Origin of the sequence: Pseudoalteromonas luteoviolacea, assembly GCF_001750165.1 — a bacterium.
GTDB lineage: Bacteria > Pseudomonadota > Gammaproteobacteria > Enterobacterales > Alteromonadaceae > Pseudoalteromonas > Pseudoalteromonas luteoviolacea_G.
In genome coordinates this window covers 1,213,528-1,225,745 of sequence record NZ_CP015412.1, presented here as the reverse complement: position 1 = coordinate 1,225,745, position 12,218 = coordinate 1,213,528, and the positions used below count along the sequence as shown (strand labels likewise).

10 protein-coding genes are annotated in these 12,218 nt (G+C 40.4%); 7 read left to right on the top strand and 3 right to left on the bottom strand.

All coding sequences use genetic code 11. The features are described 5' to 3' along the window. Positions 1–10: 10 nt before the first annotated feature. Both S4054249_RS25435 and S4054249_RS25430 read right to left on the bottom strand, forming a co-directional pair. Positions 11–625 (bottom strand): aspartyl/asparaginyl beta-hydroxylase domain-containing protein, encoded by a 615-nt coding sequence (locus tag S4054249_RS25435; protein ID WP_046357144.1) that lies wholly within the window; start codon positions 623–625, stop codon positions 11–13. A gap of 4 nt (positions 626–629) precedes the next feature. Further along, a complete protein-coding gene (locus S4054249_RS25430) occupies positions 630–1,337 on the bottom strand; it encodes a hypothetical protein (protein ID WP_046357145.1) in 708 nt (235 codons plus the stop codon). 493 nt (positions 1,338–1,830) lie between these two features. Between S4054249_RS25430 and S4054249_RS25425 the strand changes: the two genes are divergently transcribed. The 5 genes from S4054249_RS25425 to S4054249_RS25405 all read left to right on the top strand — a co-directional run bounded on the left by S4054249_RS25425 (position 1,831) and on the right by S4054249_RS25405 (position 9,385). Further along, positions 1,831–5,667 carry a TOMM system kinase/cyclase fusion protein gene (locus S4054249_RS25425; protein WP_046357146.1) on the top strand — a complete coding sequence of 1,279 codons (3,837 nt, stop codon included), beginning with the start codon at positions 1,831–1,833 and terminating at the stop codon, positions 5,665–5,667. A gap of 12 nt (positions 5,668–5,679) precedes the next feature. Continuing rightward, positions 5,680–5,928, top strand: coding sequence for a hypothetical protein (locus S4054249_RS25420; protein WP_046357147.1), 249 nt, complete (start codon positions 5,680–5,682; stop codon positions 5,926–5,928). Between the two features lie 36 nt (positions 5,929–5,964). Continuing rightward, positions 5,965–6,927, top strand: coding sequence for a hypothetical protein (locus S4054249_RS25415; RefSeq protein ID WP_046357148.1), 963 nt, complete (start codon positions 5,965–5,967; stop codon positions 6,925–6,927). After that, the gene (locus tag S4054249_RS25410; protein WP_046357149.1) at positions 6,924–8,507 is read left to right on the top strand and encodes a hypothetical protein; all 1,584 of its coding nucleotides are present in this window, start codon (positions 6,924–6,926) and stop codon (positions 8,505–8,507) included. Before S4054249_RS25415 ends, S4054249_RS25410 begins: the two co-directional genes overlap by 4 nt. Before the next feature lie 272 nt (positions 8,508–8,779). Continuing rightward, entirely contained in the window at positions 8,780–9,385 is a 606-nt protein-coding gene (locus tag S4054249_RS25405; protein ID WP_046357150.1) for a hypothetical protein, read from the top strand. Here the strand turns inward: S4054249_RS25405 and S4054249_RS25400 are convergent. Next, a complete protein-coding gene (locus S4054249_RS25400; RefSeq protein ID WP_046357151.1) occupies positions 9,368–10,264 on the bottom strand; it encodes a LysR family transcriptional regulator in 897 nt (298 codons plus the stop codon). The two genes, S4054249_RS25405 and S4054249_RS25400, sit on opposite strands and share 18 nt — an antisense overlap. Before the next feature lie 104 nt (positions 10,265–10,368). Here S4054249_RS25400 and S4054249_RS25395 point away from each other — a divergent pair, with 104 nt between their 5' ends. Beyond that, positions 10,369–11,589 carry an MFS transporter gene (locus S4054249_RS25395; RefSeq protein WP_063881482.1) on the top strand — a complete coding sequence of 407 codons (1,221 nt, stop codon included), beginning with the start codon at positions 10,369–10,371 and terminating at the stop codon, positions 11,587–11,589. Further along, positions 11,546–12,082: a GNAT family N-acetyltransferase gene (locus S4054249_RS25390; protein WP_046357152.1), complete on the top strand. Its 537-nt coding sequence runs from the start codon at positions 11,546–11,548 to the stop codon at positions 12,080–12,082. The genes S4054249_RS25395 and S4054249_RS25390 overlap by 44 nt, the downstream gene beginning before the upstream one ends. The last annotated feature ends 136 nt before the right edge of the window (positions 12,083–12,218 follow it).

Genomic DNA, 12,218 nt, shown 5'->3' with positions numbered 1-12,218 from the left:
ATATGCAGCTTTAAAATTTTTGCTCGGAACATTCAATGATATTTTTCAACCAATCATTTACCCTGCAATCAATCACTAAATTTACCCTTGCTTTGAAGCCCTTGTTCAGAACACTATGCTCTAAATCCGCATTGACATACCAGGCTTCCCCATTACGCATAGGGATTTTTTGTCCACCGACAACAAACTCAATGTCCTCAGAACCTGTAATGGGAATATGGATACGTGCTTCGCCGTACTCCATTGATAAACGATGATCTTGATGCGAATAAATCTGACTGCCCGCCCCTAAGCGCATCAGCCTCACTGATTTCAAAGAACATTTAAACTGACTCAGAAACTGTGCAATTTCAGGCAGGCTTTCCATAATTGGTAAAGGAGAAAATTGCCCGTTACATTCCTCTATCGAGAAACATTGCAAAATTGGATGAGCATGCAAGTGAGCTTGCTCAGCATAGAGCGCAAGCACATCCCAATCCCCCTCAAAACAAGAGGTGTTTACATGCTTGCACCAGCTTGAATTATCTAAACAAAGAATGTCATCGAATAATGCCGAGACCCGGCATGATAAATCGAGTTTTGCGCCCGAAATCACCAAAGGTGATTGCTCACAACTGATAGTCATAAACCTACCCTAGAGGCCGACCTGAAATATCAAATTTATAGACTGTATCAGCAAACTTTCCACCGACAACGGTTATAGAGTTATACCCATCTATGGAAAGCAGGCGAGTTTTTGCATATATTTTCGTTGGCCCGTAGCTCTTCACATAAACGCCTTGACTGTCATATAACTTGATATTATTTGTATGAGAATCTAAAACATGAACATATCCTGCTTCATCACAAGTAATCGATTTAATACCATTAAGATGGTGCTCAAGTTCAGTACCAAACTCACCAAATGAACCGACTATCTCACCATTAAAATCTAAAACATAGATTGAATAGGTCGTTTCACCTACCACGAATATACGCTGACGTTTTTCATCCACTGCAAAATCTTTAACGTGCATATTCAACGATACAAACGCTACTTTTCGTCCCTTATCATCATATATGTCTATTTGATTCTTTGACTCAAACAAAACATACACTTTGCTGCCATAGCGCCTTGCGACTCTTGACTTTAGACTTATTTCAACCATCGTTTGCTGTGGGTTTTTAATGAAGGTAGCGGGGTTTATAATGCCTTTAGATTGGAGTTCAGAATCATGCAATCTTTGAGTATATGCAGTCGAGTGCCAACTTTGATTCGCCAAAGCAGGTACCGACATGCTTGCAGCGCTTGATGCGCTCATTATTACTGCTGACTTGATGAACCCTCGACGCTTCATACACTATTTCCTTTTAATTATGGGAATTTATTATTACATCAATTAAAATAATAAAATATTACACCCTATTACACCAATCAATACATAAGGACCAAGTTAAAGTTAAAAATCAATACTTAGTAATTACAATTAATTTCAATTATTTGAAGTAAGTCACACTTTGTTAGTTTCCTCCCTGGAATAAAAAACAACCATTCTCATCTCGAGTTGCTTAATCAATAAAAACCTTCCGTCAAAAAACCAAAAAGCACAACAATCCCCATAAAAAACCGTAACAATCCTTTATAAAATAGGAAGTATTAAATAATTAATCCTTAAATTTAAAACAATAAAAACTAGACAGGAATTTCTTACTAGGTAAAAAATCGTATGTATTATATATGTGAAATTAATTATAAGTTGTAATCGTCATCCACTAAAAAACGATGTACTATCTACATCCGATGCACCAAATGTTTCTTGGCAACAATAATTAACGCGTAGAATAAACATAATGTCATTAACTCATTTTTCTGATCCATATATAGAGAATAATTTTAATTCTTCCCAATATGAGCTACTTCATAAGATTGGAGAAGGCGGTTTCGGTAAAGTATATAAAGCACGCAATAAGAACACTGAACAGACCGTTGCTATTAAGTTTCTAGCCCTTGAGCCACATTTAGAAGAATCTAAAAAGAAACGATATGTTGAACGATTTAAGCGTGAAACAAACTTAAGTGGCCAGTTAGAGCACCCCCACATAGTTCGATTACTGGATAAAGGTCAGATAAATGAACACCTTCTTTATGGTGTTTTCGAATATATCGAAGGTCAGTCTTTGCGTGAGTACCTGATGCAAGAAGGGGCGCTGGACGCAGTCGAAGCAACAGATATCATGCTTCAAGTGCTTGATGCACTGATCCATGCTCATAGAAAAGGCATTATTCACCGAGATATCAAACCCGCAAATATTATGCTTACCCAAGCGGGGGCGAAAACACATGCCAAAATCCTCGATTTTGGTATCGGCACACTCACCCAAGAAAGCCGTCATCAAGATTTCGCAACAATAACGTTAACACAAGAAACAATTGGCACTCCCTCTTACAGCGCACCAGAACAATTGAGGGGGGAGCCAGCATCTGAAAAAACAGACCTCTACGTATGGGGCTTAGTATTACTTGAATGCCTGACAGGCATGCCAGCTGTCACTGGTTCAAGTATCGCCTCAATCTATCATAAGCAGCTAAGTGATGTGCATATCCCAATACCCAGTGCCCTACTCGGACACCCTCTTTCAGGGCTCCTGCGTCGAGTACTACAGAAAAACGCTGCTGAAAGAGTGATTTCAGGAAAAGAGGTATTTTCTGAGCTAAATACGATGAATGTTTCAAACCTGGTGGGTATTTTAGCCGATGTGCAAGCTCAGCATGGGTTTGATGACAATACCGTCGTACTTAGAACGGATGACCCAAACAACCTAACAATTCAAGATTACACAACGCTCACCGAGCGCAAACAAATTACCGTACTTGCACTGCGATTAAGCGCAAAAAGACTCAATGAAAGTGCCAAAGACTTGGATATTATTGATACGCTTTTTAAATCTCAGCGCAATCATTGTATTGATATAGCCACTCGTTTTGGCGCATATCATGTCGGTAACTTGGCAGACACCATGTTATTTTATTTTGGTTACCCTGTTGCCAGCGACAATGATACTCGACTAAGCGCCAGAACAGCTTTAGATGTCGTCAGTGAATTGAGCAAACGCAACGCATTGATGCAAGAAGCTCATGGCATCCAACTCAATGCTCACATAGGTATCCATTCAGGTATCTTTGTCACTTACGCTAATTTAGTACCCGAAGGCAATATCGCAAACACCGCGATGGAGCTAGCCAGGCTCGCAGGCGAACGGCAAATTCTCTGCTCTGCAGAATCCAGAGCTATTTTAGAACCATATAGTGACTTTGATTATTTCGACAACATTCAGTTGGGATTATCCATTGATCAGTTAACAGTTTATAACCTCAATGGTGAAAAACGCATTGAAGCCTTTGGCTTTATGCGTGGCACTAAAAACCACCACAAGCTGGTTGGCAGACAACATGAGTTAGATAAAACGTTGTCTATCATTAACAATGAGAATACGAAAACCCGCATCGCACACATCTTCGGCGAGGCAGGCATAGGTAAATCTCGCTTGTTGCAAGAAATAAGAGACAATGCATCTCAATATCAACACCTAGTTGCACAGTGCTTGCCAGAGCACCAAAACAATGGCTTGTATCCTGTTGTTAACCTAGTTAAGTACCTTTACAACATTCAGACCCTTAGCCCCTCAGAAATCGTTGCTAAATTCACCACATTATTAAGCAGTGCAGCCTCTGACATAGATGTAACACACATGATGCCTGTGTTACTTGTATGGCTAAATGTCGAGTTACCTGAACATATCCAACCCTCTTCTTTGAGTTCAGAATCGCAAAAAGCACTGTTATTTAAGGGCTTGGCAAGCCTATTAAGCACAGATGAAAATGCAATCTGCAACAATAAACTATATGTTTTTGAAGACATTCATTGGTCAGATGCAACCACGCTGGAGTTCATTCAATTTTTTGCAGCGAGTCTAGACGGCCATCATGTTCTGATTAGCACATCACGGCAACCGGCCCCAAACTGCTTAAACGATTTAACGCTACTTGAAATTGAACTTAATAAACTGACCTCTAGAGCAACCGAAGACTTTATTGAACAACTTTTCGAAAATAAATCAGTGTCCGATTCAGTCCGGAATGTACTGATTAATCGAACAGATGGGATCCCTCTATTTATCGAAGAGCTGGTAGATATGATGAAACAAAAAGGCCTTGTGCATGAACAACAAGGTGCTATTCAGTTCATCAGCCCTGACAAGCAAAATGAGGTCCCAGGCAGCCTTAGAGAATCTTTGCAACAGAAACTTGACTGTCTTATACATGCGAAAGAAACAGCGCAATTGGCTGCAACAATCGGCAGAGAGTTTGACTATGATTTGCTGGTAGCAGCATCTTCACTCAGTGAGGATCAAATTCAAAATGATTTGAATGAACTGATTGACAAAGATCTCATTGTGCAACAACGTAGAGTGGACAGCGACAGCTATATATTCAAACATGCTTTGGTGCGAGATGCCGCCTATGAAAGCCAAAGTGCTAAAGAGTTCAAAGCCAAACACTTACAAATATTGACTGCACTCGAAACCCTAAACCACTTTGATAGAGATCCACTGCTCACCACATTTCACTTGAAAAAAGTCGGTCAATTTAATGAAGCGGTCACACTGCTTTTGCACAGTGCGAAACAAGCAACCACGTGCTTTTTTGTAGCAAAAGCCAGCGCATTTTATGCAGAAGCATTGGAGATTATCAATGCAGGTAACATTGAAGACAGCGCACTAGCAACGTCTGTTAAAAATGCCCTCGCCGCATCTCGTATCGCTTATAATGGCTGGCTTGATAGCCAAGCCGTGTCGAATATGGAAGAAAATATCCGTAAGATGGAAGAGATTCAAGATCCGACACAAAAGTTTTTCACACAGCGTGGGCAATGGCTACACGCCTATGCATCAGGCGATATAAATGTAGCGCATCAGATAGGCATTGGGCTTGCGCAAGCAACAGACGATCTGCCAAGTCATGTTCACCCCATAATTGCTGAAGTTGTTGTACAAACCCATTTCTCATTTGGGGAGTTTGACACAGTTTTAAGCTTAATAGACTCATTGCCCAAGCGTGGTTTTTTTGACAACAGTCCTGAGGCCATTTCTGCCAACTTTGGATTTTGCTCTGAACTGGTTTGCATTGGCTTCAAAGGGTTATCTGAACTCTTGCTAGGTCTGGAGCAACAAGCGGATGAAACCATGCGAGACCAACTTTTGCTTGCGAGACAACTTAACGTCGAAGATGTACTTTCAGCCACTCATGGCTTTCAAGCTTGGTTCTTCTTACTCAAAAGTGCCATCAGCACCGAGCTCAATGACTTTAACCACAGTCTAAAAAACGCCAAGTTACATTCCGAGCAAGGATACATCCACTCGCAAAACACCAACAATATTGGCTGGCTTGGGTATAACACCATGCTTAAATACTTGGCCAATATCGATACACAAAATTCATTTGAGCATTTTGAAGAAAAGATAGCCCAATTTATGGGCTATCAATCTCACCGTTATTTTTATTACTTTTTCTTAGCTAAGTTTCTATTTTTACGCAACGATGGGCGTTATGAAGATGCGTATGCAGAGTATATTAGCGAAAAAAGTAAAAACCAAAACCGATATCTTAATCAACACGATAACCTTTAAATGGAGATAATTATGTCTGACGCAGCAACGTACCCTACAGGTCTACTTTCTTTTACTTATCATGTGGCAAACACGGAGTCTGTAAAAGCACAGGCACAGTCTGACTTAGATGGTGTAATGACTGACTTTGCATTAACACCAACTCAGCAAGAGCTCATCACTAAAATTTCTAACGAGACGGGCCTTACTGACAGCTTATGGGAACAATATGCCGAAGAGCTAAGAACTGAAGTTGATCACGACATCAAAACCGTTTGGTAATGATGGGAGGCGGGTAATTATTTACCCGCCAATACTATGCGATATACTACATTACAACTACATACGTGCTTAGATCAGTCATTCTCTTCTCTTATAAACAGAAATCAGCCTGCACTGGCCCAAAATCTCATTGAGGTAGTTCCTCAAAATACTAAAGGCATATGCTACGAATACCGCTCGAATATAAAATACCGTCCTTGCGATATTTTACTGGCATACAGCTGTGCCCCTGCTGATTTGGAACAACTCGAAAACTATGTTTCGCAGCTTACACACGACCAATATGCAAGTGAAATAATCAAGTTCATAGAGCAAAGAAGGATTAACCCTGAATACAGGCCTATCAATCTGGTTTGGTTTAGCTTTGATTGGAATAGCACGCACTACCCCAGTATCCCGACTTTTTATGTCAGCACACAAAGTGAAAAGTACAACGATAAACAGAGCTTATCATCACTGACAACGGATCTAGTCACCCGTCTTGTGCCGAGCCATTTAGCAACGGCACAACGTGTCTTGGGCTGTTTAGGTAAGGCAAAACTCAACCACATTGGGTTTACGTTTGCTCGAGAGAAATTGAAAACCAAATTTGTCTTAACCTGTAACACAACATCTATTTTACCCTTTATGAGAGACTTAGATTGGGAGGGGGATCATGACAAATTGGTTAAACTGCTCGATTTTGTAAAAGACATCACCCCAAAAACGCAGATTAGCATCTCTTTTGATGACACCTTATCTAGCAAACTTGAAATTGAGCTACCGTGGATCACATCACACGATAACAATTACATCGATAAACCGTTTATCGACTTTGTTTCAGACATATGCCACGCCCAGGATGAATACCAAAGTTTATCTGAGCTACAAACTTGGCTAGATGCAAAAAATCATGATTGTATTTTTTATAATAAGTTCTCTTTATTTGAGGATTCTACCGTCAACTTGAAATCCTATTTACATTCAAGTCCATTCCAAAAAAGGAGATTTTTACAATGAGAGCAATGTATCTCGCAATGACGATGGCTTTTGGCGCCCAAGCTACAGATGCAACCTATGCAACGTACCCGGATTGGTTAGCAACAGACAAGTGCAAGGTGGCTGATATGCCATTGCTGCCCAAAGGGATGACACAACTTGAGTACTACCCTCTAGACGCATATAACAAAAATGTGTGCGAAGATTTAAAGCCAATATCCTCGTCAGGCAGCGACTATCAAGCAAAAATAGATTACCTCACCAATCGCTACAACTTGTTTTCATGGCTACAGTTCATTGCGCTGAACAGGGAGGTAAATAATCATTACGAGATAACACAGAAAAACTTGGGTCGCTGCGATAAAGACGCCAATTGTGGCAACCCTGTTTGGTTAAATTGGCGAGAAACCGACACAATCTTTCTTGAAAAAGGTGTAACGCCTGTCGACTGGCAGTTTCACAACAACGCATCGCTCATCGAGCCACTTAGGTTGGTTGAACAGGTTGCCCCACCGCACATGCCATACAAAGATGCAATTTTAATCGATCAATCCAATAACCCTGTTTACTACCAAAAATTTGTCAGCCCTTACCTATTCGAGTTTATTAAAAAGAAATCATTCTATAACTTGGATGGTCAAATTGACTATGCCAATAAGCGTGCTTGGGCATGTAAAAATGATAACGACATCGACAATGATGCTTGTATCACCGTAAATACCATCGGCTTTTTGGCATGTAAAGATCCGTCTCAAACACAATGTGATAAAATACAAGACCTCACACAATTTGACTGGTCTTCCACTACGCCAGGTATGGCCATTGAAATCAAAGTGGCTTGGAAGGTACTCGAACCTGATGATGATAAAAGCAAATACATCACCCGATTATTGCCTGTCAGAGAGTATGAGGATTTTGTATCCGGCCAAAGTAGCCCTTACACTGTCACAAATAAATATATGGGCGTTGTTGGGTTTCACATTATTCAAAAAACGGGCAGCTCAAAAAATTGGGTTTATTCGACCTTTTCACATAAGAGTAATATCGATGGGTTAACACCCTCATTCTATGACAGAAACTGCCCAACTTGCCCTGTGAACAATGCTGATAACGGACAATCGAAAACGCAAGTCACCCGTATTGACACAATTAACCCCATCACGAGACAAGTGAATGAACATGTCGTTGAAGCGCTGACGGCTGAAAACTCCGTTTTACAGTTTTATCAATTGATTGGCACCCAGTTCACAACAGACAGAAGTGAACCACTCACCGATAGTACCGGCAAAGTAAGCACCTCTAAACAAGTGGAACTCGAGAATTATTCGGGCAATCATCCTTACCCTGTTTACTTAACCAATGAGGTGCTGGAAACCTTCTTGCAAATAGGCAATGAACAAGTTGAAGGCCAAAAAAAGCCAATTTATAACAGTTCTTCGTGTATGAATTGTCATGCCAAAGGCGGCATTGCAGTCAAATGTGATACCAGCTTAAAAAAGGCGGTTTTTGGTCTGCGCACATCTGACTTTATGTTTATTTTTGACGATGCGCAGTGGAAAAACCAAGATAAATATTGTGCACCACAAAATACAAAAAACTAAACGCCCACCAAAGTGTGATTAACCAGTTCAGTATGATTTTTCACACTTTAGTCTAATCCAGATTTTGCGCTTCGCATGAATGCATTCACAAGCGAGCAATGATAACGTTTATCAATGTTCACTATAGTGAGACTTTAACTTTCACAGGTTGTAGCCATCTGTTATTTCGCTAGCTGCAACCTATATTACACATATTTGTTTATTTTAAATTCTCTCCCTTCATACAAAAATTTATGCCAAAATAGCGCTAACAAAGCATAAAAGGATTAGGTATGAAAACAATACTTAGCATCATTACTACTCTAGGCTTATTAAGTTCTAGTCACCTTACTTACGCAACTGAAACCGGTTTCGCAGTCTCCGCGTTTGGCGGTTACTCAACAAATCATGATTTAAACACGACCAAGGGGTATAAAATTGACTTAGAAGACAGTAGTCACTTTGGCGTATCAGCTGATAGATTAGTGAATAATGCGCGCTATGGTTTCTTTTACAGTTTTAACGAAACAGAGTTTGCAGACAATGACATTGCCAAAGTGGACATGGAATATTTACTGTTTCAAAGTGCCATCGACATCCCAATTTCTGACAATTTATCCAGCTATGTCGGTGCGCATCTTGGTGTAAATCGTGTGACACCAAACTTTGCTGAGGCCGATGACTTTTTTGCATCAGGTCTATTTACCGGCCTGGATTATAATATTGGCTCAGGGTTCCATGCTTTTACTGAATTACGTTGGATGGCCACAATTGTGAAGAATACATCTCATGTTGTCTGCGATGATGATCCGCAAACACAAGACAATTGTATTTGGCACTTTGATGGTGATGTCTTAAACCAATTTCAGTTTAGTGCAGGACTAAACTACCGTTTTTAATTGGGTAAGGCTCAATTTAAGCTCTTCGATAAATAGCTTAGTTTTGTATGGGGTAAAGCGCGTATTCGGGTAATAGGCCCAAAGCTGCTTTACCTCAGATTTCAAGTTAGGCAGCACCGGGATCAACGCCCCCTCTGTTAACTCTCTTGCCACATACTGCGGTGAAATAAAAATGAGCCCCATACCTTGAATGGCCGCTTTCATCAGCGCATCCAAATGATCAGACACGAAATTATAATGACTAAAGTCAAACACACTGCCATCTTCTAACATGATCCCGCCTTTCTTTTGGTAATAATTACTCAGCAGCATTTTATGTGAGGCAAGATCATCTATGGAATTAATTTGCTCACATTGAGACAGGTAGCTGGGCGCACCAAATAACGTCATTTGGTAATCAGCAAGACGAATTCCTTTGTGCGCCATAGAGTCAAATTCTTCATAGTAACTCGTTATCACAAGGTCATGCTCTAGATCAGGCGGTGAGCCAGGTGTCAGAATATTTAAATGGATGGTTAAATCTTTATACTTTTGCAAAAATGCCTTAATGATTGGCATCAATAAGCTACTGCCAATCGCCTGAGTTGCGGCTATTTTTAAAGTGCCCTGAGGCTCTAGTTCACTCCCTTGTGCTTGTTCAAGCATGTCATCAAATTGGCCTACCCAATTTCTTGCATAGGATAAAAACCGCACGCCATTATCATTTAGACTCATTCTACGGGTAGTACGCACAAATAAAGTTTGGCCTAACTGCTTTTCTAGCCAATCAATTCGCTTACTCATTGCTGATGCCGATACGCCAATTACATCTGCTGCTTTAGTAAAACTTCCCATATCTGATAACACAACAAAACTTCGAACAGCACTTAACCAATCCATATTAATTCCTACTAAGAAAAAGTCTTTTAATTATTACCTTATTTTTAGGACATTAAAAGCACGATATAGTGCACATCATTGTCTTACTCGGAAGAATTTCTATTGTGAATCGTTATATTGCATTGGCTGCTTTTTTATTATCTTGCTCACAGCTTGCCAGCCAGATATTTATGCCTGTTTTACCAGACATTACTCAAGACTTGTCCCTGACAGAAGGTGCGAGCCAAGCGATTATCATTAGTTTTTTCCTTTCTTTGGGTGCGGCGCAATTAGTTGCAGGACCTTTGTGTGACAAATTTGGTAGCAGACCAATATTTATTGGAGGGCAAATTATTCTGATCCTTGGTACATTGCTCTGCGCGTTATCCCCAGATGCCAAAGTATTTTTAATCGGTCGTATACTTCAAGGCATAGGCAGTGCATCTCCGGTCTTGGTTAGCCGTGCCATTCTTTATTCAACCTTCAATGGCAATAAACTCAATAGCTCGATGGGCAACCTAGCCATTTCAGCGAGTGTGGTTGCGCTTGTCACGCCTCTGTTTGCCGGCACACTCGCTGAAATGTTCTCATGGCAAGGCATGTCATATGCTCTAATTGCTTACTATTGCTTCGTAATGGTGTTTGGACTAGCCTTATTCCCGGCTCAGAAATCAACGAATATGTCATTACGCCCCTCAGCGTTGATAAAACAATATCAAGATATATTAATGAGTCGCTACTTTATCTCAATGGCAATTATCAAGTGGGTACCTACCTTTTTATACTTAACGATTCAGCTTTATTTTCCTTTTTTGTTACGCAATCAATTTAGCTTTACCACTGAGCAAATCGGTCAGGCTATGACTGTTTGCATGGGTGGCTTACTTATTGGGTCTTCTCTGGCAAAGTTAATGCAAAAACATACCAGTCACCTCAAAGTCGTCGCCTATCTTTGGCCTGCGCTGCCATTAAGTGCACTGACTTTCTTACTGCTTCACGACTCAGTACACGCTGTAATATTGGCCTACAGCGCCATATTGTTTATTTTTGGTGGCTACTTTCCAAGTTATATGTACTACGTCGGCCACTTTCATAAATCGCGTTCCAGTAGCGCTAACGCACTCGTTGGCGCAACTGAGTTACTCATATTTTCTGTCGTAGCATGGCTTGCTAATCAATTTTTAATCAGTGGGCCTGATTCAATATCATTTATAATTGTACTCACTGCCCTCATCATTGTATTTGCAGTGAAGCACCTATCCCAAGCCCACAAAGAAGATGATCATACTCAAGGAGAGCACAATGCAATTCGAGACCGAAAGACTAATAATCAGGCCATTAAATAAGCGTGATTTAAATGCGGTTTACCACTCCCGTAAAGATGTGGAAACCTCAAAATATATAGGTAAGCCCGCAACGTTAGTCGATGTAAAAAAGCGCATTGAAGAGGCCGAACTGCCTTGGAAAAATGTTGAGGGTCAGAAAATGCTAATGGTCATAGAACATAAAGTATCTGGTGAATTTATTGGTGAGATGCTCTTCAAATTTACCCATGTAGATCATCAAATCGGTGAAATTGGCTATCGGCTAAGCCCAAATCAGCATAAAAAGGGATATGCTTTTGAGGCCACCCGTGCTTTTGTTTCTTATCTCTTTGAGCACTTTGAATTAAATAAAATAACGGCAATATGTGCCACTAAAAATAAACCATCTTGGCAGCTGATGGAGAAACTGGGGATGCAAAAAGAAGGGCACTTACGTGAGCATATGCCGCTCGGCTCAGGCTATAGTGACAGCTATCTGTATTCAATCTCAAAAAGAGAGCATGTAACGGCTTAGCACCCAATACAAACACCGCTCATGCAGCTGTTCTATTGTTTTTATAAAGAAGATAATCAACTCCTGAATTTATTAATTTAATTGACTAACGAAGATTAAATTCAGCAACTATACTCATTCAAAGCATTGATGTAGG

Excerpts from the sequence above, each read along its gene's own strand:
- S4054249_RS25435 (WP_046357144.1), bottom strand. The coding sequence starts at position 625 with ATGACTATCAGTTGTGAGCAATCACCTTTGGTGATTTCGGGCGCAAAA.
- S4054249_RS25420 (WP_046357147.1), top strand. The coding sequence starts at position 5,680 with ATGTCTGACGCAGCAACGTACCCTACAGGTCTACTTTCTTTTACTTAT.
- S4054249_RS25410 (WP_046357149.1), top strand. The coding sequence starts at position 6,924 with ATGAGAGCAATGTATCTCGCAATGACGATGGCTTTTGGCGCCCAAGCT.
- S4054249_RS25430 (WP_046357145.1), bottom strand. The coding sequence starts at position 1,337 with ATGAAGCGTCGAGGGTTCATCAAGTCAGCAGTAATAATGAGCGCATCA.
- S4054249_RS25405 (WP_046357150.1), top strand. The coding sequence starts at position 8,780 with ATGAAAACAATACTTAGCATCATTACTACTCTAGGCTTATTAAGTTCT.
- S4054249_RS25415 (WP_046357148.1), top strand. The coding sequence starts at position 5,965 with ATGCGATATACTACATTACAACTACATACGTGCTTAGATCAGTCATTC.
- S4054249_RS25400 (WP_046357151.1), bottom strand. The coding sequence starts at position 10,264 with ATGGATTGGTTAAGTGCTGTTCGAAGTTTTGTTGTGTTATCAGATATG.
- S4054249_RS25425 (WP_046357146.1), top strand. The coding sequence starts at position 1,831 with ATGTCATTAACTCATTTTTCTGATCCATATATAGAGAATAATTTTAAT.
- S4054249_RS25390 (WP_046357152.1), top strand. The coding sequence starts at position 11,546 with ATGCAATTCGAGACCGAAAGACTAATAATCAGGCCATTAAATAAGCGT.